The sequence below is a fragment of the Uniformispora flossi genome (assembly GCF_049534875.1).
Lineage (GTDB): Bacteria > Actinomycetota > Actinomycetes > Streptomycetales > Streptomycetaceae > Yinghuangia > Yinghuangia aomiensis.
Genome location: NZ_JBMULZ010000001.1, coordinates 528,518 through 552,958, shown reverse-complemented (window position 1 = coordinate 552,958; position 24,441 = coordinate 528,518). Strand labels below are relative to the sequence as shown.

At 71.0% G+C, this 24,441-nt stretch carries 23 protein-coding genes and 3 pseudogenes; 18 read left to right on the top strand and 8 right to left on the bottom strand.

Annotation, left to right across the window (positions count from 1 at the left end; translation table 11 throughout):
• Nucleotides 1-40 precede the first annotated feature (40 nt).
• The 4 genes and pseudogenes from ACPA54_RS02435 to ACPA54_RS02420 all read left to right on the top strand — a co-directional run.
• A pseudogene (locus ACPA54_RS02435) lies at nucleotides 41-289 on the top strand (DedA family protein); the annotation flags it as partial.
• A gap of 21 nt (nucleotides 290-310) precedes the next feature.
• A complete protein-coding gene (locus ACPA54_RS02430; RefSeq protein ID WP_423526263.1) occupies nucleotides 311-964 on the top strand; it encodes a response regulator transcription factor in 654 nt (217 codons plus the stop codon).
• Nucleotides 955-2,223 carry a sensor histidine kinase gene (locus ACPA54_RS02425; RefSeq protein WP_423526261.1) on the top strand — a complete coding sequence of 423 codons (1,269 nt, stop codon included), beginning with the start codon at nucleotides 955-957 and terminating at the stop codon, nucleotides 2,221-2,223. The genes ACPA54_RS02430 and ACPA54_RS02425 overlap by 10 nt, the downstream gene beginning before the upstream one ends.
• A 38-nt stretch (nucleotides 2,224-2,261) precedes the next feature.
• A complete protein-coding gene (locus tag ACPA54_RS02420; protein ID WP_423526260.1) occupies nucleotides 2,262-3,536 on the top strand; it encodes a COG4705 family protein in 1,275 nt (424 codons plus the stop codon).
• A gap of 30 nt (nucleotides 3,537-3,566) precedes the next feature.
• Here ACPA54_RS02420 and ACPA54_RS02415 read toward each other — a convergent pair whose 3' ends face one another.
• Nucleotides 3,567-3,974, bottom strand: a complete 408-nt coding sequence (locus ACPA54_RS02415; protein WP_423526258.1) for a winged helix-turn-helix transcriptional regulator — start codon at nucleotides 3,972-3,974, stop codon at nucleotides 3,567-3,569.
• Nucleotides 3,975-4,060: 86 nt separating this feature from the next.
• Between ACPA54_RS02415 and ACPA54_RS02410 the strand changes: the two genes are divergently transcribed.
• A complete protein-coding gene (locus ACPA54_RS02410; RefSeq protein WP_423526256.1) occupies nucleotides 4,061-5,044 on the top strand; it encodes a zinc-dependent alcohol dehydrogenase family protein in 984 nt (327 codons plus the stop codon).
• 215 nt (nucleotides 5,045-5,259) lie between these two features.
• Here the strand turns inward: ACPA54_RS02410 and ACPA54_RS02405 are convergent, their stop codons facing one another.
• Complete coding sequence (locus tag ACPA54_RS02405) at nucleotides 5,260-5,688, bottom strand: ester cyclase (protein ID WP_423526254.1); 429 nt, start codon at nucleotides 5,686-5,688, stop codon at nucleotides 5,260-5,262.
• Nucleotides 5,689-5,874: 186 nt separating this feature from the next.
• Between ACPA54_RS02405 and ACPA54_RS02400 the strand changes: the two genes are divergently transcribed.
• The gene (locus tag ACPA54_RS02400) at nucleotides 5,875-6,810 is read left to right on the top strand and encodes a LysR family transcriptional regulator (RefSeq protein ID WP_423526252.1); all 936 of its coding nucleotides are present in this window, start codon (nucleotides 5,875-5,877) and stop codon (nucleotides 6,808-6,810) included.
• A gap of 237 nt (nucleotides 6,811-7,047) precedes the next feature.
• On the opposite strand, the gene ACPA54_RS02395 is transcribed toward ACPA54_RS02400, so the two are convergent.
• A complete protein-coding gene (locus ACPA54_RS02395; protein ID WP_423526250.1) occupies nucleotides 7,048-9,600 on the bottom strand; it encodes a vWA domain-containing protein in 2,553 nt (850 codons plus the stop codon).
• 70 nt (nucleotides 9,601-9,670) lie between these two features.
• Here ACPA54_RS02395 and ACPA54_RS02390 point away from each other — a divergent pair.
• Nucleotides 9,671-9,890 (top strand): annotated as a pseudogene (locus ACPA54_RS02390) (SCO5918 family protein).
• Nucleotides 9,891-10,075: 185 nt separating this feature from the next.
• Here ACPA54_RS02390 and ACPA54_RS02385 read toward each other — a convergent pair.
• Nucleotides 10,076-10,414 (bottom strand): MerR family transcriptional regulator, encoded by a 339-nt coding sequence (locus ACPA54_RS02385; RefSeq protein ID WP_423526248.1) that lies wholly within the window; start codon nucleotides 10,412-10,414, stop codon nucleotides 10,076-10,078.
• Between the two features lie 974 nt (nucleotides 10,415-11,388).
• Between ACPA54_RS02385 and ACPA54_RS02380 the strand changes: the two genes are divergently transcribed.
• The 5 genes and pseudogenes from ACPA54_RS02380 (at nucleotide 11,389) to ACPA54_RS02360 (ending at nucleotide 14,853) form a co-directional block, all read left to right on the top strand.
• Nucleotides 11,389-11,754 carry a DUF6225 family protein gene (locus ACPA54_RS02380; protein WP_423526246.1) on the top strand — a complete coding sequence of 122 codons (366 nt, stop codon included), beginning with the start codon at nucleotides 11,389-11,391 and terminating at the stop codon, nucleotides 11,752-11,754.
• Nucleotides 11,755-12,100: 346 nt separating this feature from the next.
• A complete protein-coding gene (locus ACPA54_RS02375; protein ID WP_423526244.1) occupies nucleotides 12,101-12,625 on the top strand; it encodes a hypothetical protein in 525 nt (174 codons plus the stop codon).
• A 79-nt stretch (nucleotides 12,626-12,704) separates the two neighbouring features.
• Nucleotides 12,705-13,507 (top strand): annotated as a pseudogene (locus tag ACPA54_RS02370) (FAD-binding protein); the annotation flags it as partial.
• Nucleotides 13,508-13,610: 103 nt separating this feature from the next.
• On the top strand, nucleotides 13,611-14,258 hold the full coding sequence (locus ACPA54_RS02365; RefSeq protein ID WP_423526242.1) for a hypothetical protein: 648 nt from the start codon (nucleotides 13,611-13,613) through the stop codon (nucleotides 14,256-14,258).
• A 136-nt stretch (nucleotides 14,259-14,394) separates the two neighbouring features.
• A complete protein-coding gene (locus ACPA54_RS02360; RefSeq protein WP_423526240.1) occupies nucleotides 14,395-14,853 on the top strand; it encodes a CYTH domain-containing protein in 459 nt (152 codons plus the stop codon).
• Between the two features lie 131 nt (nucleotides 14,854-14,984).
• Here ACPA54_RS02360 and ACPA54_RS02355 read toward each other — a convergent pair whose 3' ends face one another.
• Both ACPA54_RS02355 and ACPA54_RS02350 read right to left on the bottom strand, forming a co-directional pair.
• Nucleotides 14,985-15,245, bottom strand: a complete 261-nt coding sequence (locus tag ACPA54_RS02355) for a hypothetical protein (protein WP_423526238.1) — start codon at nucleotides 15,243-15,245, stop codon at nucleotides 14,985-14,987.
• Nucleotides 15,246-15,282: 37 nt separating this feature from the next.
• Nucleotides 15,283-16,008, bottom strand: coding sequence for a HEAT repeat domain-containing protein (locus ACPA54_RS02350; RefSeq protein WP_423526236.1), 726 nt, complete (start codon nucleotides 16,006-16,008; stop codon nucleotides 15,283-15,285).
• A gap of 751 nt (nucleotides 16,009-16,759) precedes the next feature.
• Between ACPA54_RS02350 and ACPA54_RS02345 the strand changes: the two genes are divergently transcribed.
• The 6 genes from ACPA54_RS02345 (at nucleotide 16,760) to ACPA54_RS02320 (ending at nucleotide 20,917) form a co-directional block, all read left to right on the top strand.
• A complete protein-coding gene (locus ACPA54_RS02345; RefSeq protein WP_423526234.1) occupies nucleotides 16,760-17,788 on the top strand; it encodes a DNA gyrase subunit B in 1,029 nt (342 codons plus the stop codon).
• A gap of 121 nt (nucleotides 17,789-17,909) precedes the next feature.
• Complete coding sequence (locus ACPA54_RS02340; protein WP_423526233.1) at nucleotides 17,910-18,521, top strand: RNA polymerase sigma factor; 612 nt, start codon at nucleotides 17,910-17,912, stop codon at nucleotides 18,519-18,521.
• Nucleotides 18,512-19,192 (top strand): Asp23/Gls24 family envelope stress response protein, encoded by a 681-nt coding sequence (locus ACPA54_RS02335; RefSeq protein WP_423526232.1) that lies wholly within the window; start codon nucleotides 18,512-18,514, stop codon nucleotides 19,190-19,192. The genes ACPA54_RS02340 and ACPA54_RS02335 overlap by 10 nt, the downstream gene beginning before the upstream one ends.
• Nucleotides 19,189-19,602, top strand: coding sequence for a hypothetical protein (locus ACPA54_RS02330; protein ID WP_423526230.1), 414 nt, complete (start codon nucleotides 19,189-19,191; stop codon nucleotides 19,600-19,602). Before ACPA54_RS02335 ends, ACPA54_RS02330 begins: the two co-directional genes overlap by 4 nt.
• Nucleotides 19,603-19,752: 150 nt before the next feature.
• Complete coding sequence (locus tag ACPA54_RS02325; RefSeq protein WP_423526228.1) at nucleotides 19,753-20,259, top strand: Asp23/Gls24 family envelope stress response protein; 507 nt, start codon at nucleotides 19,753-19,755, stop codon at nucleotides 20,257-20,259.
• Nucleotides 20,260-20,614: 355 nt separating this feature from the next.
• Nucleotides 20,615-20,917 carry a chaplin gene (locus tag ACPA54_RS02320; protein WP_423526226.1) on the top strand — a complete coding sequence of 101 codons (303 nt, stop codon included), beginning with the start codon at nucleotides 20,615-20,617 and terminating at the stop codon, nucleotides 20,915-20,917.
• A 146-nt stretch (nucleotides 20,918-21,063) separates the two neighbouring features.
• Here the strand turns inward: ACPA54_RS02320 and ACPA54_RS02315 are convergent, their stop codons facing one another.
• Entirely contained in the window at nucleotides 21,064-22,872 is a 1,809-nt protein-coding gene (locus ACPA54_RS02315; RefSeq protein ID WP_423526224.1) for a hypothetical protein, read from the bottom strand.
• Between the two features lie 387 nt (nucleotides 22,873-23,259).
• On the bottom strand, nucleotides 23,260-24,342 hold the full coding sequence (locus ACPA54_RS02310) for an AraC-like ligand-binding domain-containing protein (protein ID WP_423526222.1): 1,083 nt from the start codon (nucleotides 24,340-24,342) through the stop codon (nucleotides 23,260-23,262).
• Nucleotides 24,343-24,441: the final 99 nt, after the last annotated feature.

Below are 24,441 nucleotides of genomic sequence, written 5' to 3'. Positions count from 1 at the left end.
CGTCAATGTGTTCGATGCCGGATCGCTGCTGTCGGCGTTGTTCAACCCGCTTGCCGGCGTGCTGGGCGTCCCTGCCCGTACGTTCACCGTCTGGCAGGTCGTCGGCGGCGTGCTCTGGTCGGCGGGGCTGGTGCTCGCGGGATACGCACTCGGATCGTCCGTCCCCAACGTGGACACCGACCTTCTTCCCATCGTCGCTCTCGTTGTGGCGGTGTCCCTGCTCCCGCTCGTCGTGGAGCTCCTGCGCGCCCGTCGGCGCAAGGCGGCCGGATCGTTGGAGGAGTCGTGACCGGGGGCGCAGGGTCGGCACGTGGCTTTCATCGTGGTGTGCGAAGACGACGCGGCGGTCCGCGGCGTGCTGAAGCGCGCCTTGGAGCACGACGGCCACACCGTCTCCGTCGCCGCGACGGCCGAAAGCCTGCTGCGGCAGCTCACACCGGCGCCGCGTCTGGTCGTCCTGGATCTCCGGCTTCCGGACGCCGACGGCCGCGACGTCTGCCTGGCCCTCCGGGCCCGCGGGGTCGACGCGCCGGTGCTGATGCTCACCGCCTTGGACAGCCTGCATCACAAGGTGAGCGGCTTTGAAGCCGGCGCCGACGACTACCTGACCAAACCCTTCGACATCCCGGAACTGCTGGTCCGTGTCCGAGCGCTGCTGCGCCGCGTCGCCGTGCCACCCGCACCCCGTGAGGTCGTCCTCGATCCGGCGAAGCACGTGGTGACCCACGACTCGGTGAGCCGGAGTCTGACCCCGACCGAGTTCCGGCTCCTGGGCCGGCTGATCGCGTCGCAGGGCGACGCCGTACGCCGGCACGCCCTCATCGCGGCCGGCTGGCCCTACGGAGCGCACGTCACCGACAACACGCTCGACTCCTTCGTGCGGCGGCTGCGGACCAAGCTCGGCCCGCTGGGTGTGGCCGAACGTCTGACGACCGTCCGCGGCGTGGGCTACCGATGGCAGTAACAGGCTTCCGCGGCAGGGTGGTCGCGCTCACCGTGCTGATCGCCACCGCTGTGGTCGCGGTCCTGGTCGTGGTCTCGCACGTGCTGCTGAGCCGGGTGACGGAAGCCGACGCGCGTGCTCTGGCGCGTACTCGCGCCGAGGCTGTCGCGGCGAACGTCACCACCGCGGGAGGCAGTGTCGTACTGACGGAGAGCGGCAACGAGGCACTGGACGATGTCGCGTGGGTGTATGCCGACGGCCGCCTGATCGACGGAAACGTACCGGCGGGCGTGGTCGAGCGGGTCGAGGGGTTGGCGGGCGCTCGGCGATCGGAGACCGCCACCGTCGACAACTACCTCCTGTACGCGGACGAGGTCCCGGTCGACGGCCACCATGTCATGGTGGTCGTGCGCGTGGACCTCACACCCTACGAGACGTCCGAGCGTCGCAGCCTGACCTTGTTGCTGATGCTCGGTGGCCTCGCCATTCTCCTCGCCGGCGGTGTCGCGCACCTGGTGGTGCGCCGGGCGCTGCGGGTCGTGCACGAAATGGCCGCCCTCGCCGACGACTGGGGCCATCACGCGCCCGGGCGCCGCTTCGGCCTCGGAGCTCCCCACGACGAGTTCGGGGAACTCGGGCGGACCCTGGACCACCTCTTGGAGCGCGTCGACAACGCGTTGGCGGACGAGCGCCGACTGACCGACGAGATCGCCCACGAGTTGCGGACACCGCTGACGGTCCTGCGGGGCGAGGCGCAGCTGGCGCAGCTGTCCGGCGAGCCTGTGGTACCGGAGGCGGTACTGACCGAAGTCGACCGCCTCAATGCGGCGATCACGACGATTCTGGCCGCTGCGCGCGCACGGACGGACAGCGGGGCTTGGTGCGATCTGCGCTCCGCCGCACGGCAAGCGATCGCCGGCCGCGCGGTCGAGGTCGCTATTCCCGCGCAGGCCGACATCGCCGTGGCGGTCGACGTCGCCGTGTCCGTGTTGTCGCCCCTGTTGGAGAACGGCCTGCGGCATGCACGTTCGCGTGTGTGGATCCACGCGCGCATCCAGGGCGAGGCCATCGTGGTCGATGTCCTGGACGACGGCCCCGGGTTCGATCCGACCGAGGTCGACCAGGTCTTCGAGGCCGGGGTGACCGGCGGCGAGGGGCATGGCCTGGGGCTGCCTGTGGTGCGCCGCATCGCCGCCTCGGCCGGGGTGGAAGTCCGCGCGGTCGCGGCCGGCCGCGGTCACGTCGAGGTGACGTTCCCGTCCGCGCGTCCGGCCACGTAGTCAGGTTGTGTGCAGGTTCCCCGCGCGAACCTCACGGCATGACGACGACAGCCGAAGCACGCACGCGCAGCGGGCGGCTCATGCTCAACAAGGTCCCCGAGGTCACCATCTGGTTCTGGGTGGTCAAGGTCCTCTGCACGACCGTCGGTGAGAGCTTCGCCGACTGGATCAACACCCGGCTGGGCGTCGGCCTGGTGCACACGGCCTGGATCTTCACCGCGGTCCTCGTGGCGGTCCTCGCGCTCCAGCTGCGACTGAAGCGCTACGTCCCGTTCCCGTACTGGCTGACCGTCGTCGTTGTCAGCGTCACGGGCACCCTGTACACCGACATCCTGACCGACCAGCTCGATGTGCCGCTGTGGATCAGCTCCGCGGTTTTCTCGGTGCTGCTCGCGGTGGTCTTCGGTGTGTGGTGGCTGCGCGAGCGCACGCTGTCGATCCACTCGATCACCACGCTCCCGCGCGAGTCGTTCTACTGGCTCGCGGTCCTCGTCACCTTCGCGCTCGGTACCGCGACCGGCGACTGGACCCTGGAACTGACCGGCTGGAGCCCGGGCGTCTCGGTACTGCTGCCGCTCGGGCTCATCGCGGCGATCGCGGTGCTGTGGCGGTGCGGTGCGAACCCGGTGCTGTCCTTCTGGCTCGCCTACATCCTGACCCGGCCGCTGGGCGCGAACATCGGCGACTGGCTCGCCTCCCCGAAGGCCGCCGAGAATCCCGGCGACCCGACCGGTCTCGCGCTGGGCACGTTCACCACAAGCTTGATCTTCCTCGGCCTGATCCTGGCAACGGTGGCCTACCTGACGGTGTCCCGGTCGGACGTGACCGAATCGCACGACGCCACCCACCCCGCACAGGCCGTCGGCAACCCGCGCAAGGAGCGCATCGCGGCGGCCGGCTTCGGGCTGCTGGCTATCGCCTCCGCGGCGCTCCTGGTCTGGGCCCACAGCCGGCCGCACGTCGGCCCGGCCCCGGAGACCGACACCACCTCCACCGTTCAGCTGCTTCCCGGCCAGGCGGTGAAGAACTTCCCGCCCGCGAAGGTCGACGCGCTGCGCACCCTCGCGTCGACGGCGCTGGCGGATGCACGCTCCGGGGACGCTGTCGGAGCCCACGCTGCCGCCCAATCGCTGCGCGACCTGTGGGACGCCGATCAAGACTTGCTGCAGCCGCTCGACAAAACCGGCTGGACCTCCATCGACGCCCAGATGGACGCAATGCTCGAGACCTTCGGCATCGACCACGCGAACCCGCCGATGGCGCCCGCACGGCAGGAGAACGAACTCGCTGCGCTGTTGGCCGACCTGGGCTGACGAAATCGTGCCGTGGAAGCGCGTTGACCGTCAGGGGTGCCGGACCGTCGGTTCGCTCGTGGCTCCCGCGTTCGCGCTCGGGGAGCTTTCGTGCGCCGCTTCCTGGAAGTCGGCGATGGCCCCGCCGTAGTCCCTCGCCCAGGTGGTCAGGACCTCGATGGGCTCGACAAGGGTCCGGCCGAGTTCGGTGAGGCTGTACAGCACGTGCCGTGGCGCTTCGGCGTGGCGCTCGACCAGACCGTACTGCTGGAGCCGACGCAGCGTCTGGGTGAGGACCTTGCGTGAGACGCCGCCGATGAGGTCGACGAGCTCTCCATGCCTGCGGGCCTGTCGGCTGAGCCCGAAGACCACGAGCACGGCCCACTTGTCGGAGATGATCTCGACCGCCAGGCGCGTGGGGCAGTCGGCGAGGAAGGCGTGTCCGGCCGCTGTCTGCATGGGAGCCGAAGGTACCAGGAGGTAACGCGCGGCTCCGTAGCGTCTTTCACGGCAATGCGACCAGCGCCTGATACGGAGGAGTCACCATGCCACGAGTCGTTGTGTTCGACGCGTTCGGCGGGCCGGAAGTCCTGCACGCCGTCGAGGAGCCGGTCGTCGAGCCCGCCGCCGACGAAGTACGGGTCAGGATCGAAGCATTCGCCGTCAACCCGCTCGACTTGATGATGCGTTCGGGTACCTCGCCGGCCACCGTCCCGCTGCCGCACGCTCGCCTCGGAGTCGAAGGAACCGGCGTCGTCGACGCGTTGGGCTCCGAGGTCACCGGCCTGAAGATCGGCGATCCGGTCATCCTCACCGCCATTCCGGACGCAAATATCAGGGGCAGCTATGCCGAGTACACCACCGTCCCTGCCGACCGGGTCGTCGCCCGGCCGGCCGGGCTCGGAGTCACGGAGGCGGCGGCAGTGTGGGTCGCGTACTCCACCGCCTACGGCGCACTCGTCGAGAAGGCGGGGATGCGGCCCGGGGACCACGTCCTGATCACCGCCGCGTCCGGCGGCGTCGGCCGCGCCGCGGTCCAGGTCGCCCGTCGGATCGGCGCCCTGCCCATCGCCGTCACCCGACACACGGCGAAGCGGGACGACCTGTCGGCCGCCGGCGCCGCCGAGGTCGTCGCCACCGACCACATGGACGTCGTCGCAGCCGTCCGCCGCCACACCGGCGGAGCCGGGGCCGACATCGTCCTCGACCTCGTCGGGGGGCCAGGCCAACGGGATCTCCTGCAAGCAGCCCGTCCCGGCGGAACACTGGTCGCCACGGGATTCCTCGACCCTCGGCCCACACCCGTCCCGGAAAGCACCCAGGTCACGGTCTTCAGCTACCGGAGCTTCGAACACACCCTCGACACGACCGCGGTCAACCGCATGGCGGCGGTTCTGAACGCCGGTGTACGCAGCGGCGAGCTGCGGCCTGCCGTCGGCAAGGTGTTCGCGCTCGACGACGTCGTCGAGGCACACCGCCACCTCGAGCAGGGGCTCCACGCCGGGAGGAAAGTCGTCGTCACGGTCTAGGACCACCGGCCTTCGGCGGCATCCGCGGGTGCCGGGGGCGGACCGGGCCCTCGGCGCCGCAGGACGGGTGCCCGCGCCGACTGCGCACCGCGTGCTCACCATCGTCGACGACGGGCCGCATGGCTGTCGCCAAGGGCGCTTGAGGCGAAGGTGCTCCCGCTACAGCCGGTCGTCGAGGAGCACCAGGAAACCTCATGACCTTGCCGCGTTCCCTGTCACCGGGAGAAAGTGAGTCCGAGCTGCGTGGCGATGCCGAAGTAGTCCTCCAGATGCCATGTGGTGACGATCCGGCCGCCGGCCAGCCGGTGGACGTCGCAGGCCCGGAACTCGATCGCGCGGCCGGTGCCGGGAACGCCGAGCAGTTCGCCGGTGTGGACGCCGCGGCAGACCGAGCGGACCGCGACCAGCTGCCCGTCGCCGGAGACGACGACGTCCTCGATCGTGAGCTCCAGGTCGGTGAACACACCGCGCAGGTGGGCGATGCCGGCCTTCCAGCCGTCGGGGCCGCCGCCGGTCCGCATGGCGGGGACGGCCTCCCAGGCGGGTGCCAGGGACTCGTCCACCAGGCTCGTGTCCCCGGTGGCGAGCGCGTCGTAGAAGCGGCGGACGGCGTTTTCGGCGTCGCCGATGCTGTGCTCGGGCATGTGTGGTGCTCCTCGAACGGGTGGTTCGGCCCGCACTCCGATCACGGCGGGCGGCGACTTCACGCTAGGAGCGGGTGACGGGCGCCGTCCAAGACCCGTTCCGGTCCACGTGATACGCAACAGGCATCACGGCAGTTCGGGAACGGACCCCGGAGGGGTGGGACGACTGCTCGTACGATCGCAGGTATGCCCACGTTCACGCCTCCCGGCGGGGATCTCGACCTTCGGCTGGTCAGGTACTTCACCGTCGTGGCCGCGCACCGCCATTTCGGCCGCGCCGCCGCCGAACTGCGCGTCGCCCAGCCGTCGTTGAGCCGCCAGATACGCCGACTCGAAGAGCAGGTCGGCGCCCGGCTGCTGAACCGCGACCGGCAAGGGACGCGGCTCACCGAGGCCGGCGACGCCTTCCTGCCCCTCGCAAGGGCACTGCTGCGCTCCGCATCGCGGGCGACGGGCGCGGCCCAGGCCGCGGCCCGGCCCACCCGGATCGTGGTCGGCTACACCGCGGGACTCGTCGTCACCCCTGCCTTGCGCGATCTCCGCGACCACCACCCCGATGCCGACGTGCGGGCCCTGTTCCTGGAGTGGGACGAGCCGCGTGAGGCCCTGCTCGACCACCGGGTGGAGGCGGTGGTGACCCGGCTGCCGCTGCGTACGGACGGCCTCCACGTGACCGTCCTGTACGACGAGCCCCGGGTGCTCCTGGTGCCTGCGGACCACCGGCTGGCGGGCAAGGAATCCGTGACGCTCGACGACATCGCCGACGAGCCGATGCCGCGTTTCCCCGACGCCGAGTGGAGCGCCTACTGGCGCCTCGATCCGCGCCCCGGCGGAGCCCCCGCGCCCGACGGCCCGCTCGTCGACACCATCGAGGACAAGCTGGAGCTCGTCGCCGCGGGCCAGGCCGTCGCCGTCGTCCCGGCAGCGACGCACGCGGGCGGCCTCCGTTCTGGCCTCACCACGGTCCCACTCGACGGCGTGGAACCGGGCCACGTCGTCCTGGTCACCCGGGCGGGGGACCGCAGCCGCCTGGTCGCCGCTGTCAGTACGTCCGTGCGCGACTGCCTCCGCCCGGGTTCCGACCGAGACGGAGCGGACCCGCACGGCCGCTCACCCTGGTAAGTCCTCGTCGGCCTTGCCGGGAGGCGCCCGCAGCGAGGTCGAGAAAGGCCGATTCGCCCAGTCCCGCACGGACGTGCGCCTCCTTGTCGGCTGTCCAACTGGAGGAGTCCGCGGGGAAGGCCCCCACGGCCCGAGCTCTGTGCCTTGGCCGTGGTTGATCGAGGTGGCAGACGGGGCGCCTTTTCGTCGGAAAGGGCGGCGTCCGTGGCGACGCCGCCCTTTCCGCTGTGCGGTGGCTCAGCCGCGTCGGCGGCGGGTGAGGATCAGTGCCGCCCCGCCCAGGAGGCAGGCCGCCGCGGCGGATCCGGCCAGCCAGCCCAGGGGCGCGGAGGCGCCGGCGACCGCCAGGTGGCCGTTGCCGGGACCGGCGCCGGGACCGTCATCCGATCCGGGTCCCGCTGCCCCTTCGGGGCCGGTGCCCGGGTCCGCCGGCGGCACCCACGGGAACCCCGACCGCGTGGGATGCGCGGTCATCGGCGGGGTGGCGTCCGGCGAGCGGCTCGGGTGGGTCGAAGTGGGGGGCCCGGACGGCGACGAAGTCGACGGCGCCGGACCGGTCGGTGTCTTGCTCGGCCACGTGGGCGTCTCCGAGCACGGCACCGTCGAGGTCGAGGTCGGCGTGGGGGTTGCCGTCGGCGTCGGGTGCGTCGTCGGATGCGTGTGCGTCGGGGTGGGCTTGCCCGTGTGTGTCGGCGTCGGGGTCGTTGTCGAATGCGTGGGCGTCGGCTTTCCGGTATGCGTCGGCGTCGGCCGCGGCGTGGGGGTCGGCTTCCCGGTGTGCGACGGTGTCGCGGTCGGGCTGGGGGTCGGCTGCGTGCACGTGACGGTGTTCGTGATCCCCATCCGCAGGTGCGCGGCGCGGACTTCGGCGGTGTGCGGGAGCGGGAAGTCGGTCGGCTCTCCGTCGACTGACGTCACGCGCGACGAGTCCAACGTGCACCCGTCGGCCAGGCGCACGGTCTCCGCCGCCGTCGCCTGCTCGCCGACGCGGTAGCCGGTTCGCGGCGTGCCCCACGGCTGGGAGGTGGCGCCGGCACCGCCCGGGCCGGTCAGGGTGAGCGAGGCGTCGAAGCCGTCGGGCTGCGTGCCTTGGGCGTAGGCGGTGCCGTTGATCCGCCAGGTCTTGTCCACGGTGACGTCGGCGGCTTGCACGGTGCGGTTGTAGAGCACGCAGCTGACCGCCTGGCTGGCGTCCAGGCCGAGGGAGAAGCCGGGGTTGCCCGCGGAACCGGTGTTCGTCACGTCCACCGGGTTGCCGGTGCCGAGGTCGGTGCACACCGCGTTGCGGCCGTTCTGCGTGACGAGTTCGTAGTCCGGGTGCTGGGTCTCGGCGACGGTGAAGACGCCGTGGTCGACGGCGTTGAACGAGGGCTGGAACGCCACGGAACCGGTGCCGTCGTCGGTCGTGGTCTCGGTGGCGGGCATCCCGCCGATTCCGGGTGTCGCGGTGGACGCGTCGAACGTCCACCCGGGACCGGCGTTGACCGCGCCCGTGACGTCCTCGCCGGTGGTGCCCGCGGGAACGATCTGCTTGACCACCGAGATGCTGCCCTTGCACTGCGCCATCGCGAGATCACGCAACTGCTGTCCCGCGGCGGCGAAATCGGCCGTCTGGTAGTAGTCGGCGCCGCCCGGGTTGGTCCCGTCGTACGCGGTGGGACCGGACAGGGCGCGCAAGTTCAGCGCCGAGACGCCCTCGACTCCCCTGCCGACACCGAGCGCCACGACGCGCGAGCCTTCCGCCTTGACGGCGTTGGCGGAGAAGATGCCGTTCTCCACGTCCCGGAAGTGCGTATTGGAGCCGTCTCCCTGGGCGTTGTCGGCGAACCGCGTCGGGTTGCCGTCGGTCAGCACGATGACCGCCTCGTAGTGCTCGGCCGCCTGCGCGACGGCCCACAGGCCCTGGTCCCAGTTCGTGCCCTTGCCCAGCGTCCAATCGGCGTACAGGTTCTTGAACGCGGTCGCGCCTGCCTTCGTCGACACCGACTGCAACTCGGGGTGGTTCGCGGCCACACTCGTCGACGGCGACGCCTGGTCGAACGAGAACACCGCCATCCGCGACGGCGTCCCGGTCAGCGCGTCCGCGAACGTGTTCGCCGCCTCCTTGAGTTGCGGCAGCGCGGAGCCGACGGACGCCGAGAGGTCGAGGACCAGGGCGACATCCGTACCGCACTGCGCGGGCAGCCGCGGATTGTTCCGCGAGTTCTGCCACACGCCGCCGGACGCGGTGTAGTTCGTGCCGTACGTCGAACTCAGCATGAATCCGTCGGGCCCCGAGACGGTCGAGGAGTACGTGGTGCCGCCCGCCATGGCCGGCGTCTGGAACACGTACGCCGGGTCCTGGGAATTGCTCCCGCTGCCCGGACCCACCCGCAGCCGGGGGTTCGTGTACCAGCCGGCGGGCACCCCGTCCGGCACCTGCCCGACCCAGAACCGGCGGCCCTCGTTCGCCTGCCCGGTCCCGGTGTCCGGGACGACGAACGAACAGTCCCCGTCGGCATCCGACGTACAAACCGCCCACACCACGTCGACGGGCGGCCCGTTCTCCGGCTCGGCGAACAGCGCCAGCCGCACCCCGGCCAACGGCCCCACGGACTGTGGTCCCGTACGGTCGCCGCCGACTTTGACGGTGACCACGGAAGAGTCGGCCGACGGAGTCGGCACCGACCGCGGCACCGCGCGATCCGCCGAAGCGGCCTGCGGCACCACAAACGCCGCGGTCGTGAGGCCGGCCACGGCCAGCGCACACACGCGGGCCCGGCGGGATGACAGAGACAGGGGATTCGGCATGCCATCAGCGTTGGCACGAACATGTGCCAAGCAGTAGATATGTCGATCGACACGCGAAAATGCCACCCGGTTGCCGGAAGGTCGCGGCAAGCTGAAAGGCATCAAGGCCGAGCCCATCACGAGCGGCCCGGTGGTCATAGGCCGCCGCCGGTACCCGGTCAGGCAGGTCGGGCATCGTCACCCGGCAGGACGCCCGCGACTTCACCGCGGACGAAGTCACCCGAGCCATGGCGCGTCTCGGCTTCACATGCCACGCCTCGGCGCTGCTCGGCACCGCCGTCCGGGCGTAACCCAGCCCCGCGGAGGGCAGCGGACCGCCCCCGTCGTTGGCGCTTCTCGTGCGCGGCCGTTGCCTGCCCTCAAGACGCCCTCAAGACGTCGCGCCCGCAGGTCGGGCTCCACGGCAAGCCTCCGCGCTGTCTCGTCCCGGGAGAGGCGGATCACCCCTGCCAAGCGGGTACCTGCCGAGGGCGGGTCAGGCGTCGTCGCCTTCCGGGCCGGGCAGGCGGTCCTTGCGGAGTTGTTCGTTGATGCGCCGGGCGTCTTCCAGCTGGTCTTCGAGGATGACGATGCGGCAGGCGGCCTCGATGGGGGTGCCGTGGTCGACGAGTTCGCGGGCGCGGGCGGCGATGCGCAGCTGGTAGCGGGAGTAGCGGCGGTGTCCGCCTTCGGAGCGGAGCGGGGTGATCAGGCGGGCTTCTCCGATGGCGCGGAGGAAGCCCTGGGTGGTGCCGAGCATCTCCGCGGCCCGGCCCATCGTGTAGGCGGGGTAGTCGTCGTCGTCGAGACGGCTGAACGTGTCCTCAGCTGTCATCGCACCTCTTTCCTCATATTTCCTCGTGTTTCCTCGTGTCGGTCTCGTGCGGAACATCGTGTCGGGGAACGCGTGGAGGGGCCCTGGCGCCGTACGGCACCAGGGCCCCGAAGGAACTTCTACACCATCTGCCGACCTGGTCCTGCGCCGGCTTGCTGTCCGCGGACCCGACCGTGTTGGCGTCGGGAATGCGGGGATCGCTGTTGCTTGACCGGAGACCACCTCACTATCGATGTCCTGCGGTACCCGAGCGGTCTTACGCCCGGGCGATCCTGATGGCGCTCGGCTCCTCCGTTCTTTCCTCGGCGGTCGACTTCTTGGAGCTGGGTACTGCTGTGTCTTGCTGGTGTTGCGAACTGCTGGTGTTGATGGCGGGTGACCTGACCAAGCGTCACCCTTCGGAAGCGGGCCTCGGATTGCCCACCCTGCGACTGCCCGGGCGTGGAACCCCGCTGCCGAACCTCCCGGTGCGCGCGCCCGCAGCCGACGCCTTCACCGAGGTAATGCCACTGACTTCACTGCGGTATCTGCGAACTGCAACTACTGGTACTGCCTCTACCGTCCTGCTCACGGTGGCCCCTGGTACTGCGGGCCGCCCGGTGCGGTCGCCGGTCCCGTCGCCCTACCGCTACAACCCGGCTTCGAGACTCCGACTTCCGCACCGTCCTGCCTGTACTGCTTGCCGGCAGTTCGTCCTCTGCCAGGCCTTGCTGTCTCTCCGGCTACGAGAGAAACCATACCCACGCCATCGCTCAATGTCTACTCTGGCGAAGATAGATTTCTGCGTGTCTGCCCATGAGGTAATAGCAGTCGCCCGGCCGCCACACCGGTGCTTGCTCACGCACCTTGCGCGCCGGCCGGGAGGCGTCCGGGCCCGCGTGGGCCCACGGGGCGCACCGATGCGACGGTCGCGAGCGCCGTGGAGCCGCGGAATGTCGGACCGCTGCCGACCGGCCTTCTGAGACGATGCCTTCATGACTAGCGACCCGAAGACCGATGCGGAGACCGCTCCCGAGACCACCGACGACACACCGGCCACGTCGCCTCCCGGGCAGCCGCCGGCGGCCGTGCTGATCCGGCACGAGGCGTCGGCGATGACGGTCGGCGACCTGCGTGCCGCACTCGCGGAGTTGGAGGACGGCACGCCGATCAAGGTGGCCGTGCCCGACGGCCGGGTGCCCGGCGAAGGTGTCGGCGTTGACGACGGATACACGATCGTCGGCGTCGGTTTCGGCCGCTCCGAATGGGGCGACGGACGGGTGGAGACCGAATCCGCCCTGACCATCGAGTGTGACTTCGTCTCCGCCGACTACGACGCCAACGGCCGGGACAGCCGCTGACCGCAGCGGCGCAGCACGCGCGGCTCTGCGCCGAAACCCCGGCGGTGAGGTGCGGATGGCCCAGCCCTCATCGACTTCGGTAGCCCTTTCGGCCGCGCCGATTCCTGCCCTGGCCGCGTGCTTCCTGATGCGCGGCCCTGCTCTCGGCACGACGATGCGGGCACACCCCCTTCACGCCTTCGGGTGGTAGTGCTCGGCCGGGCGAGTGGCGGATTTTCGTTCGGGCTGCGGTGCGATGCGCTGCGTTCGAATATCGATCCCGCCGCCAACCGGGTGGCAGGTGAGTCGGCCTCGGCTGCGTGCCGCGGGACCGGCTCGCTCACGACTGTCCGAGGAGTCCCTGGCCGTGCGTTCTCGTGTCGTCGCCGTGGCAGCAACTGCCCTGGCCGCGGTTGCTGCGCTTGCCCAGCCCGCCCAAGCCGCCCCACTGATGGACGGTGTCTACCGGTTCCCGGCGCTCAGCGACGGAAAGTGCTTGACCTGGCCCAAAACCGGCGGGAGTGTCGGGGCGGTATCCCTCGGCGCCTGCACGGACACCGCCTCGACCTCGGCGAACTGGCGGGTGCGGCAGCGCCCCAACGGGACGATGGAGGTCTCCGCCGACGGCTCCACCCGGCAGGCATGCCTGCGCGTGACGGACTCCTACCACGTGGCCATCAGCGACAACTGCGGTGACATCTACGCGGACTGGACCGTGTCCGTCGGCGCCGACGGTCCGGGGAGCCCTGTGTACGCCGACATCGAGCACACACCCGGCGACCACTCCGCCTCCTGGGGCAGCCTGGTGGACAATTCCGGCGTCACAGGTCGTCTGGTCGTGCAGCGGGTTTCCGGCACCGCCCACTACTGGACAGTGCAACAGGTCGGCTAACGAGCCGAGTTCCCTCCGCGTCCGCTTCTGGGCGGACGCGGTAGGCAACCGAGGCGTGGCGGTTCATGTGCAGCGGCGCCTGCTCAACACCCTCGGCGAACGCTTCATGGCGCGGTACGACCCCGAGCGGATGGAGCTTTTATGCGCGACCGGGTGGCACTGGCCGCCTACACCGAGATCAAGGAGGGGCGCGGTACTCCCAAAGGCGGTGTCTGGCTGGATGTGTCGCACCTCCCGCGCGAGACGATCTTGGAGCGGCTGCCGCGCGTCCACCAGACATTCCTGGAAGTCCAGATGCGCGACATCACGCAGGACCCGATCGAGATCGCACCCACCGCGCATTACTCGATGGGCGGTGTATGGGTGCGCGCCGAGGACCACGCCACCGACGTCGCCCAGCAGCGCTCGGCGGACGCGGTCGCCGAGGCACGCGCCGAGATCGACGGACTCCTCGCCTGCGACGGGCGGGAGAACGTCCGGGTCCTGCAACGCGCCATCCGCGACACCATGACCGAGCACGCGGGAGTGGTCCGCGACGAGAGAGGCCTGCTCCGGGGCCTGGCGGAACTGGACGCCACCGAGAGCCGGATGGCCGGCCTCGGCATCCACCCCGATATCGCCGGTTACCAGGACCTTGCCCATGCGTTCGACCTGCGCGGCACCGCCTTGGCGGCCCGCGCGACGCTCGAAGCCGCGCTCGAACGCCGGGAATCACGGGGCTGCCACAATCGCTCCGACTACCCGGCCACTGACCCGGCGCTGCGGATCAACCTGGTGTGGTCCGGCCCCGGCAAGCTCGAACGCGAGGAACTTCCGCCGGTGCCTGCCGACATCGCTTCCCTCATGCGTGAGGTCTCGGCCGCGGGGAAGCTCGTCGAATGACCGCGAACCAGGTGACGAGAGGATCGTGGGTGTGGCGTGAACTCCCCAAGGCTGGGGGCGCTGCGCGTCCGAGGCGTCGGAGCCGAGTGTTACGGTCGCGGCCATGCTGACTGGGGGCACGGGTGACGCCGTGCATGGAGTGGGTCTGGTCGAACGGGTCCTCGATGTGGTCCGGCGCGCCCCGGGGGCTTCCGCGTTGCCGTACCGGGACGTCCCGTGGGTGGACGGCGGTGTGGCCCGTCCGATGGCCGCGGACGAACTCGCCGCGGCGGTCTTCCCGTCCGGCCGCCCACTGCCGCCGAGCCTGCGGGCGTGGCTGGCCTACGACACGAGCCTCCTGGAGCGGCACGACTGGTTCAACGACGACGGCGACTTCGCGCCGCGCCGCCTCGACGAACTGGTGGCGGACGAATTGGGAGAGATGTGGGGCGAAATGTATACCCCCGTTGCCGACCGCTTTCCCGAGTGCTTCCTCCTCCCCGGGGGGTCGGACTCACGCAGGCTGCTCGCCGTCACCGAGCCTGATGCGGACGGCGAGTACCCGGTGCTCGCGGTCGACGTCGACGACCTGCCCTTCGTCGGCCTCATGTACCCCGGCTTCGATGTCTACCTCGGCAACACCGCGGGCCTGATCGCGCACGAATTCGATGCGTACGACGGCCTGATCGAGGATTCCCGCTACCGCGGCCGCATGCGCCGTCACGCGGCCGCCTCGTTCGGCGGCCGGAGTTGCTTCGAGTACCCATTCTGAGACCCGGTCGGAGGATCGGGCGCGACGGCGTGTGCCGCGGCGGGCTGATCCGTTCCGCACCCGCGGGGCGGGCCGTCCGCGGGGCCGCTGGGCCATGATGGGCTGCGGGGCGCTACCGACGGAAGGCGGGCGGCACATGGGCACCGAAATCGAGCGCAAGTTCCTCGTCGACGGCGACTGGCCGTTGCCGTCGGAAGGTCGGCCGGTCGTGCAGGGCTACATCGCGCCGGGCGACCCCGAGGTGCGGGTACGCAGCGTGGACGGCACGTACACCATCTGCGTGAAGACCGGGTCGGGGCTGGTCCGGGGTGAGACCGAAGTGGCGATCTCGCCGGACCAGTTCGCCGCCCTGTGGCCCACGACCGAGGGAGCGCGGGTCGAGAAGACACGGTTCACCGTGGACGTCGACGGGGTCGAGGCCGTCGTCGACGTCTACGTCGGCGCGCTGGCGGGCCTGCGGACGGTCGAGGTGGAGTTCGCGTCGGTCGAAGCCGCCGACGGCTTCGCGCCACCCGCGTGGTTCGGGCGCGAAGTGACCGGTATCAAGGGCTACGGCAACCGCCACCTCGCACGACACGGAATCCCGACGGAGTAGGCGCTGCCCGCAGCCGGAGCCGCCCGCGCCAAAGGGTCCAGTGCAGCGCCTACTTGGCCGATCGAGCGACTGCCCGGAAGGCCCGGTTACGACGGCTGTACGTAGTCACCGCGGGCGAGTCCCGCCCGACCTCACTCATCCCCTGCTTCCCGGGCACGGCTGCGCGCCGACACCACACGGTGAAGCCACCAGGGAATGGTGACGGGCCAGACGAACAACATCAGGAGCCCCGCGGCCGACGCACCGCCCACCGCCAACACCGGGTGCCGCGGGCGGAGATCGCGGTATGCCGCCCTCCCGATCGCGCACGCCGCGCACCACGCGAGAACACCGAGCACTATCCCGAAGGCCAGGATCGTCCACGGCGCAATCGCCAGCAGAATCGATTTCATACAGCGACCATCCGATCAAGAAAGCGCCAGGCAAGGGTCAGACGGTCGTGTCTCCTGGCCACAGCGGTTTAAGCGGGGGTATCTCGCCATAGAGCGTCGGCGTGAGGTGCCGTTGTCTGCGTGGAGTGAGGTCCCGGAGCCGCGAACGTACAAGGTCGTCGCGGTCGGCGCGTATGAGCGCGCGGGTGCAGGCCAGGGCCGCAGGTGTGTTTTGGTCGGCCAGTCCGTCGGCGAGGGTTGCCGCCGCGGACTCGGGCGCCCAGTCAATACCCGCATTGTGGAGACGACGGAGGCCGTTTGCGGCCCTTTCGCGCACGTGGCCGTGCGGGTCCCGCAGTGCTGCCTCCAGTGGGCGCACGGCCCGAGGATCTGCGGTGTCTCCCAGGGCCGAACAAGCGAATGCTCTGACGCGCCAATGGTCGGACTGCCCCATTCCGCTGTAGTGGTCAACGGGGTTGAGGCGACGCAGCCGGGCGACTCCGAGCAGCAAGTAGTACATGGGGTCCGCGCCCAGCGCAAAGCCTCGCCGTAAGCCGAACAGGCGCACCGGGCGGGACGCCGAAACGTGGGCCATATGTTCCCTGAAAGACGACATGACGGCGAGGATCGGTTCGGGGTCTTGATCGGGGTCCAGTTCGGCAGCGGCCCTCGCGGCCACCTGACGGACTTGGGACAGGCCGTCGAAGTCTTGGGATTGCGGTTCGGTTCGGACAAGGAAGGCAGTGACGGCGGCGGCCGCGCGCGGACCGCCAATGCTGTGCAAGGTCAACAAGGCTGTGCGCGCTGCGGACAAGTCCGGCAGGTCGAGTTGGGCGATGGCCGAGTCGATGTCGGGGGAGATGGCGCGTGTCCTTCCGGTGTGCCGGGGCGGGAGGGCGTCCCGCCCCCGGCATCGTAGAGCTGTGCGGTGTGGTCGGATCACGTCGCGGACGTCGCTTGAGACATGCCCCGAAAGCGCATCCACTCCCGGCCCAACCGGCTTTGTAGCAGAGGTTTTTGGTGATTCGCCCGCCACCGTGCATCCCGCTCGGGGGCCACCGGCACAGCGCTCCGATGTCGGTGCGTTCGTCGCCGTTGAAGTCGCCTGTGGTTGTAGCGGACGTGTCGGGATGGCCGGGAGCAGGGCGGTGGTGGAGGCCTGATGGCCGACCGCGCCACGAAGCTTGGCGAGTGGTGAAATTCGCGGCTGGGGCGCCACCGGGAATGGTGCCGTGACGGCCTTCGGTCGTGGCGTGCGAAGAATTTGGGGGCAGGGTGCGTGTGCAGGGGTCGGCCCGCGTCGGGGAGGCCGTCACGCGGCCTTCCAACGGTTGATGAAACGGGGCCTGACCTGGTGTTTTCCCGGCTTTCGCCTAATCTGAACAGCTCCGGTGGATGCCTTGGGAGGGGCTCACGTGAGCGATGCCGCACACACATACGACACCAGTCCGATCAAGCGGCTCAGCGGGACCGAAGCCGTTCGGAAGCGGCCCGGGATGTACATCGGGTCCACGGGGGAACGCGGCCTGCACCACATGGTGTACGAGGTCGTGGCCTTTGCCGTGGATGGGGTGATGGGCAGTGGAGGAGGGCGAGTCGACGTTGCCCTCATGCCTGATGGTGGCGTCCGCGTTACCGCCGTCGCCCCCGGCGGGCGCGCCGGCGTGTTGTCCGCCGTGGACGTTTCAAGGTTCGAGGAGCGGCTGACCGTGTTGCCGATCTGGTCACCACCTGGATATCGCCGCAGCCGGGTTGTCGCCTACCCGGTCGGCGCCGGCGTGGTGAACGCTCTGTCGGCCCGGATGACCGCCGAAGTCCGTTGCGCCGGTGGCCGTTGGGTAGGGGAGTACACATGCGGTGTCCTCGCGACGTCGCTCACCGACGGGGGAACCGGCGTGGGAACCGATGCGGGGAACGTGGCCGCCGTCATGTTCCGGCCTGATTCCGGAATCTTCGAGACGACGGAGTTCTCGTTCGACGAACTCGCCGGACGCTTCCGGGAAGTCGCGCTGCTGGACCGGCAACTGGAGATCTCGCTGACAGACCTGCGTGAAGTCGATTGTCCGAGGTCCGTGCAGTTCCGACACTCCGACGGGGTACGGGACTTCGTCGCACTTCTCGACGGCCGGGCCGATTCGACCGGTGATCCGCTCATCGTCGGGTTCGAACGGGACGACCCGAGGATGGCCGGGACCGTGGACATTGCCTTCTGCTGGCGTGGTTCGGGTGAGGAACGGATCCATACGTTCGCCAACAGTTGTGCCACCCTCGGCGGCACGCATGAGCGGGGATTCCGCGACGGCCTGGCGGAAGCGATCGTCGCGTACACGCGGCGGCAGCCAAGTGGGCAGCAGCTCGTGGTGGACCCCGCCCGGATCGGCGAGGGCCTGACCGCAGTCGTGTCGGTGAAGCTGGACCACCCCGAATACGACGGCTGCACCCGGGACATCTTGGGCAACGCCGTCGTGTATACCTGCGTCGCCGATGCCGTCCGGGAGCACCTTGGCCGGTGGTTCGACGACCACCCGGACCAGGCGGCCGCGATCGTGCGCGGCATGACCTGACGGCAGGGAGTGCCCTGGCGTCGGCGGCCGTGGCGGGTGCGCGCGGTGGCGGTGGTGGTTTCGGCGGAGTCGGGGGGCTGTTGCCCTAGGCTGCAAGTCCGCGTTCGGAACCGGGAGACGGATGCACGGCAACGCCCATGAGGACCCTGCGCCGGGTGAAGTCCCCGTGGAGGGCGGCCAGGCCGGGGAGTCGGCGACGCCGGAAGGGCTTTTGGTCACGCGTGCGGTGGAGGGTGACGACGCCGCGTTCGAGGTGTTGGTGCGCGGCCATGCGCCTCAGTTGCTTGCCTTGGCCTCCCGGCTGCTGGGTAGTGCGGCCGAGGCGGAGGATGCGGTTCAGGACACGCTGGTCACGGCGTGGCGGCGGCTGCCCGAGTTCCGTCGCGAGGCGGCGTTCGGGACGTGGTTGTTCCGGATCACCACCAACCGCTGCCTGAACATCCTGCGTGCGCGGCCTGCGACCCGTCCTCTCGACGCGGCCCCGGAACCGCCCATGGCCGACCCCGCGCTCGACCCGCCGCGCGCCGCCGAGTCCGCGGCGTCCGCAAGGGCGCTGAACGTGGCACTTGCCGCCCTCACCGCGGATCAGCGTGCATGCTGGGTACTGCGGGAGCTGCACGGAATGTCGTACGAGGAGATCGCCGATGTCGTCGGCATAGCGGAACCGGCGGTACGCGGCCGTCTGTTCCGCGCCCGCCGCGGCCTGATGGAGGCGATGCAGCCATGGCGCTAGAACCGCACCCGGCACCGGGTGACGACGACGAAGTCCTGCCGTGTGGGGCGTCGCTCGCCGAGCTGTGGGACACCGGCCGGCCTCCCGCAGGCCACGGTACGTGCCCGGACTGCGTCGATGCCGTGTCGGGCATGGAGGCATTGCACGTCGTGGTCGCCGAGGCCATGGCACCCGGTCGCCCCGACGAGGCACGGCAGGCGGACTTCGCCGCCCGGGTCATGGACGTCGTCCGCACCGAACTGCGCCCCGGCCCCCTGGTACCGCTCGGCATTGCGGAGACCGGTTCCGGCGGGGAGGGGCACCCCGGGGAGGAGCCCGGGACACCCGGGGAGTCCGACGACTGGATCACCGAGGCCGCCGCGGCGCGCGTGCTGCGGGCTGCCGCGGAACGCGAACCGGGTGTGTGGGCGGGGAGTTGCCGGATCCGCCCGTCGGGCGGGTCCGACCGCGCGCATCCGGCACAGCGCCTGCCGCGTGAACCGCTGCGGGTCCGCATCGAGATCGCCGTGACGTCCGTACCGTCCCTGACCGATACCGCCGAGCGGGTGCGACTGCGCGTCCTGGAGACCGCCGACCGCCATCTGGGCATGGACGTGGCGGCGGTCGATGTGGCGGTCGTGGAACTGCGTGACGAACCGCCGTCTGCCCCGCCCCGGAGGATACTGCGATGACCCTGCGCTACACCCCTGCGCCGACCACCCCCGGGCCGGCTCGCAGGCTGGCCTTGGCCGCCGCCGAGGCGGCGCGCCGCGTACCGGGAGTCGCCTACCTCAGCCCCGGTGTCCGCGGCGGCGACGTGCGGCGTGCGCGGCGCGTTCCGGATCAGGCGGCGGGGGTCACCGTCACCACCCGCGAGGGCGGCTGGCACGTCCGCATCCACCTCGCCGTGTACGAGGGCCACCACGTGGCGTCCGTCGCCGGTGCGGTGCGTGCGGCTGTCGTCGGCGGCCTGCGGTCCGCGATGCCGGCCTGCCCGGACGGGAGCGGGCAAGAGCCGCTCGTGGAGCCGCTTGCAGGCCCTCGTGCGGAGCTGGTGGCGGTCGGCGTCGTGGTGACCGCGGTGCTCGCGGCGCCACGCTGACGTCGGGGCACGGTTGTTCCCGCTGCGCCGATCGGGTGGAGCGGAAAACAAGTTCGCGAGGGTGCGTGAGGAATCCGCGGCCGGCGTGTCCAAGGGGTACTGGACATCACCGGACCGGGCCGTCGCCGGCCCGCGACAAGGAGGACGACTGTGAGCACCGCGACGAAGACCGACACCGCCGCTTCGACCCCGTCCGCGCGCCGCCCCGAGGACCGGAGCCCGGCCGTCGCCGCGCAGACGGGGCAGGAGGTCGCCGTGCCGGCGTTCGCCGTCCCGGCAGACCGCGGCCGTACGTCCATCGCCGACCCGGTGGTAGGGAAGATCGCCGGGATGGCCGCCCGAGAGGTGCCCGGCGTGTACGCGTTCGGCGGCAGCCTCACCCGGGCGCTCGGCGCCGTCCGCGACCGGGTCCCGGGCGGACGTCCCAGCGTCACCCGCGGCGTCAAGGTCGAGGTCGGCGAGAAGCAGACCGCGATCGACCTGGAGATCGTCGTCGAGTACGGCGTGGCGATCGGCGAACTTGCCTACGAAGTACGCGAGAACGTCGTCTCCGCCATCGAGCGGATGACCTCGCTGGAGGTCGTCGAGGTCAACATCGCCGTCACCGACATCCACATTCCCGGCGACGAAGACTCCGCGGGCACGCGCGTCGAGTGATGGCGCCGCATGCTGCCGACGCTGCTGCCGTCTCGCGCCTCCCGACCGGGCGGTTCGCGGACGCCGTCGGCGTGCGCGAGCGCGCGGTGCGCTGACTGTCTTCGTTCCGGGCTGGTCGTGCCGGCGAACCGGGCACCGACCGCACCGCGCGCGCGTCGTTCACCTCACCAGGGGCGGGTATTCGTTGCCGGCCGTGGCGCGGATTGCCCCGGCGTGCGCTGTTCCGTCGTACGGATGGCGATGTGCCGGGCGTCCGGGTGACGTGTCGGCGCCGACGGTGACCGGGGCGCTCCCGTCGTCGTTTCCTCCGGGAAGGCGTCGAACGGCGCCGCCCCGACGGGAAATGGGAGATGCCATGAAGGTCATCAAGAAGGCGGCGGTCGTCGCCGGTGGAGTTGCCGCCCTGGTTCTGGCCGGCTCCGGTGCCGCGTTCGCGAGTGCCGACGCGAACGGCGCGGCGGTCGGCTCGCCGGGTGTGCTGTCCGGCAACGTCGTCCAGATCCCGGTCCACGTTCCGGTCAACATCTGTGGCAACACCGTCAACGTCATCGGCCTGCTGAACCCGGCCTTCGGCAACGTCTGCGCCAACGTCGACGGCGGGCACCACGGCATGCCCGAGATGATGCCGGAGATGGGCTCGGGCCACCACGGCGGCTGACGGCCGCAGAGGGTGACGACGGCACGCGGCCGGCGCCGGGGTTCCTCGTCCCGGCGCCGGCCGCGTGCCGTGTCGTGGGATCGTCGACGCGATCCGGTCGCTGCCGCCGATTCGCCGACCCGGGGTCAGTGGCTGCGGGCCCGGGGTCAGCGGCTGCGGGAGAGTTGGATGAGCGAGCCGTCCGCGGCGCCGCTCACCACGATCGAGCCGTCGGGACGTGCGACGACGTCGGACGTGTAGGTGAACCCGGGGATCAGTGTGATTCCGGTGAGCTTGGTGGGCAGCCCGGTCGCGAGCGTGGTCCGGCTCTTGGTTCCGGGGACGATGCGGATCAGGCTGCCGGGCAGGTCGGCGTTCTCCCGGGCGGCGCCCGCGGCGTCCACGACGAGGAGCCGGCCTTGGTGGTCGAGGGTGACGCCTTCGGGTTTGGCCAGGCCGTCGGCGACCGTGCGGAGGAGTCCGCCTTGGGCCGGGACCGCGACGACGCGTCCGGCGCCGGCTTCCGCGATGTAGACCTGCTGCGTGCCCGGGTCGTAGGCGAGACCGGCCGGGGAGGCGAGTCCGGTGGCGATCACGGTCTTCGTCCCGGTGGCCAGGTCGATCCGGTAGACGGTGCCCAGGACTTCGTCGGTCAGGAGCAGCGTGCCGACGGGGCCCTGCCGGACGTGCCAGGGGATGGCGAACCCGCTCGCGACGACGCTTTGGGCTCCGGTGGCCAGGTCGCGCTTCATCAGGCGGCCGGGGCGCGACGAGTCGAGCCAGTCGGTGTAGTAGACCGTGTCGCCGATCCGCACGGCGCCGGGGGTGACGCCTTGGTTCCCGTCGACGAGGAACTGCGACAGCGTGGTCACTTGGCCGCGGGAGTTCACCGACGCGAGTGAGGTGCCGCCCGCGACGAGGAGCGAACCGTCGGCATTCAGGCTCAACGAGGTCGGGGTGGCCAGAGCCCCGGCGGGGAAGACCTGCGTCAGGCCGCACGTGCGGGGGTCCACCCGCTGGACGCCGCCCTGGACGAAGTTCGAGACGTAGATCGCGCCGTCGCGCGGATCGATCACCAGGTTGTCGAAGGCGGCCCCGGATCCGGTGGCGAGCAGCGTCTTCTCGCCGGAAGTCCGGTCCACGCGCCAGACGTTGCCCCGGCCCGGGAGGTTCTCGACGACGACGAGCGGTTCGGCCGGGTCGAGGCCTTTCGGCGTCACCTTCACGGCCGACACCATGCCGGAGAACACGGCGGGAAGCCGGGTGACGGACGCAGGGTCGCCCGGGTCCACGACCGCGATCCGCCCGGCGTAGTACTCGGGAACGTAGGCCAGGCCGTCGGACGCCATGCCGAAGCCCTCGGGTACCTGGAGCCGGTCGGTTATCCGGACCGGGGCCGCGGTGCCCTGCGGGTCGACCTGCCAGAGTCCGCCCGGATGCGCGGGGTCGAACGCCAGGTCGCTGACGAACAGCCGCCCGTCGGGCGCGAAGGCGATGCCGTTCGGCCCGGTGATCCCGTCCGTCACGTCGGCGGCGACGGTGGTCCGCCCGGATCCGTCGGGTGCCATGCGGACGACGGACTTCTTCAGGGCGTTGGTGATGTAGAGGTTCCCGTCGGGGCCCACGGCCACATCGTCCGGGGACTGCAGGGACTCGCCCACCGGGTCGGTGTCGTCGGCGATGCGCACCGCGGCGCCGGTGGCGAGGTCGATGCGGGTGATGCGGTTCACCAGGGCCTGGGCCACGTACAGGTGCCCCTGGCCGTCGAGCGCCATCCCGTTGACCGAGGGCAGCGGATTGGGCCGCACCAAGTAGCGGGCGCTGTAGCTGCTGTCCGTCGCCGTCGCCTGGGCGGTCTCGGGTGCCGCGGCGCCGGGCGTCGCCGCGAGCAGCGGAGTCGCGGCGGCGAGAAGCAGCACGACGGACCGCGGGCTCGCCGACCGGCCGTGCGGGCCCGACCTGCTCCTTCGGATCATCCTGGACACCTCCATGTCCTCCATGTCCTCCATGTCCTCGTGGCGCACACCGGCGGCATCTGCGTGTCGGGCGTGCGGATCAACCGAGGGATTCGGCCTGGGCGGCGGCCACCGGCCTGCATCACGCGCCGCGGCGCCCGGTTGCCGGGCACCTCGTGGCAGGCACCAAGACGATGGCAGGCGCTACTTGCGGGCTACCGGCGATCCGCGCACGCCGGACCGGCCTTTCGCGCACGCTTTTCGGCGGGAGCCCACACCAGGGACCGAACCACGTGATGCCGAGGAGGCGGCGGCCGAGCGGGAAGGCCGGCTGCGTGCGGGGGGACAGCCGGGCCCGCGGCGCCCGGTGCGCGGACGCCGAGGAAGGCCGCGCGGGTTGCTCGGCTGCTACTCGGCTGTTCCCGCGAGGGTCTCCCGGCGGTACTCGCCCGGGGTGGTGCCGTACCGGCGTCGGAAGCCGCGGGTGAGGACGCCGGGGTCGGTGAAACCGACGGACCACGCGACCGAGGTGACGGAATGGTGGCGTTGCCGGGGGTCGGCGAGCCTGCGCCGGGCTTCGTCGAGGCGGGTGTCGCGGATGAATCCGGCGGGGGAGCTGCCGCCGTCGCGGAAGACGAGGTCGACGTAGCGGGTCGAGACGCCGAATGCGGCGGCGAGCGTTCTCGGGGACAGGTCCGGGTCGGCCAGGTGGATGCGGACGAACTCGCGCATGCGTACCAGTTGGGCGCGCCGGGACAGCTGCGCGCCGGAGCCCCACGTGCCGGTTTCCGGGGCGGTGCGGAGCGTGGACACCAGCAGCTCGTACACGGTGTGCCCGAGGTCGGCAAGGGTTTCGGGCGGGCGGCCGCGCGGTCCGCGGACGAGTTCGGTGACGACCGCGTTGAGCACCCGCAGCGTCGGGTCCTCGGCCGGGATGATGCGGCCGAGCGCGGGTGGGGAACCCACGTCCCGCCGGACCGCGGCGCGTGGCACGTGTATGGACAGGTAGTGGGCGAAGGCGTCGGCGGTGAGCGAGTAGGGCTGGGTCGAGTCGACCAGCACGGCGTCGCCTTGGCGCAGCCGGTTGTGGTGGGTGCCGATGGCGGCCTGGCTGGGCCGCACGGCGAGCAGGAGGAGGTAGAAGTCGACCGGGTTTCGCCGGATGAGGCGTGGAGTGCGGGCGACGCGTACCGGGTCGGAGGCGACATCGCTGATGCTGACGGCGCCGAAGTGGTGGATGTCGACCCAACCGGTGTAGCTGCTGGGGGCGGCCGGGCGGAGTGGGGTGGCGTCCAACTGGAAGATCGTGTCGCGCAGGACGTCGCGCCACGCGTCGACGTCGGGCGCGGAGCCGGGCCGGTGGACGGGGGCCGGACGTGCCGCGGACCGGCGGCGGCCGTCCGGCCCGATGCGGTGACGTGGGGCGGCCCGGGAGCCGGAGTCCGCAAGCGGCCCTCGTTGTGGAGTGTCGTTGCCACGGGGACGTGTCACGCGGCCAACCTTCCGTCTGACAGGGCGCATTGAGGGATCGTCCGCCTGGCGGCGGTGCCCCATCGTAGGGCCGCGCGCCGAATACGTCCGGCGGGGATG

Excerpts from the sequence above, each read along its gene's own strand:
- ACPA54_RS02380 (WP_423526246.1), top strand. The coding sequence starts at position 11,389 with ATGACTAGCGACCCGAAGACCGATGCGGAGACCGCTCCCGAGACCACC.
- ACPA54_RS02400 (WP_423526252.1), top strand. The coding sequence starts at position 5,875 with ATGCCCACGTTCACGCCTCCCGGCGGGGATCTCGACCTTCGGCTGGTC.
- ACPA54_RS02330 (WP_423526230.1), top strand. The coding sequence starts at position 19,189 with ATGACCCTGCGCTACACCCCTGCGCCGACCACCCCCGGGCCGGCTCGC.
- ACPA54_RS02365 (WP_423526242.1), top strand. The coding sequence starts at position 13,611 with ATGCTGACTGGGGGCACGGGTGACGCCGTGCATGGAGTGGGTCTGGTC.
- ACPA54_RS02315 (WP_423526224.1), bottom strand. The coding sequence starts at position 22,872 with ATGATCCGAAGGAGCAGGTCGGGCCCGCACGGCCGGTCGGCGAGCCCG.
- ACPA54_RS02345 (WP_423526234.1), top strand. The coding sequence starts at position 16,760 with ATGGTGTACGAGGTCGTGGCCTTTGCCGTGGATGGGGTGATGGGCAGT.
- ACPA54_RS02355 (WP_423526238.1), bottom strand. The coding sequence starts at position 15,245 with ATGAAATCGATTCTGCTGGCGATTGCGCCGTGGACGATCCTGGCCTTC.
- ACPA54_RS02320 (WP_423526226.1), top strand. The coding sequence starts at position 20,615 with ATGAAGGTCATCAAGAAGGCGGCGGTCGTCGCCGGTGGAGTTGCCGCC.
- ACPA54_RS02395 (WP_423526250.1), bottom strand. The coding sequence starts at position 9,600 with ATGCCGAATCCCCTGTCTCTGTCATCCCGCCGGGCCCGCGTGTGTGCG.
- ACPA54_RS02360 (WP_423526240.1), top strand. The coding sequence starts at position 14,395 with ATGGGCACCGAAATCGAGCGCAAGTTCCTCGTCGACGGCGACTGGCCG.
- ACPA54_RS02425 (WP_423526261.1), top strand. The coding sequence starts at position 955 with ATGGCAGTAACAGGCTTCCGCGGCAGGGTGGTCGCGCTCACCGTGCTG.
- ACPA54_RS02415 (WP_423526258.1), bottom strand. The coding sequence starts at position 3,974 with ATGCAGACAGCGGCCGGACACGCCTTCCTCGCCGACTGCCCCACGCGC.
- ACPA54_RS02410 (WP_423526256.1), top strand. The coding sequence starts at position 4,061 with ATGCCACGAGTCGTTGTGTTCGACGCGTTCGGCGGGCCGGAAGTCCTG.
- ACPA54_RS02340 (WP_423526233.1), top strand. The coding sequence starts at position 17,910 with ATGCACGGCAACGCCCATGAGGACCCTGCGCCGGGTGAAGTCCCCGTG.
- ACPA54_RS02335 (WP_423526232.1), top strand. The coding sequence starts at position 18,512 with ATGGCGCTAGAACCGCACCCGGCACCGGGTGACGACGACGAAGTCCTG.
- ACPA54_RS02405 (WP_423526254.1), bottom strand. The coding sequence starts at position 5,688 with ATGCCCGAGCACAGCATCGGCGACGCCGAAAACGCCGTCCGCCGCTTC.
- ACPA54_RS02385 (WP_423526248.1), bottom strand. The coding sequence starts at position 10,414 with ATGACAGCTGAGGACACGTTCAGCCGTCTCGACGACGACGACTACCCC.
- ACPA54_RS02420 (WP_423526260.1), top strand. The coding sequence starts at position 2,262 with ATGACGACGACAGCCGAAGCACGCACGCGCAGCGGGCGGCTCATGCTC.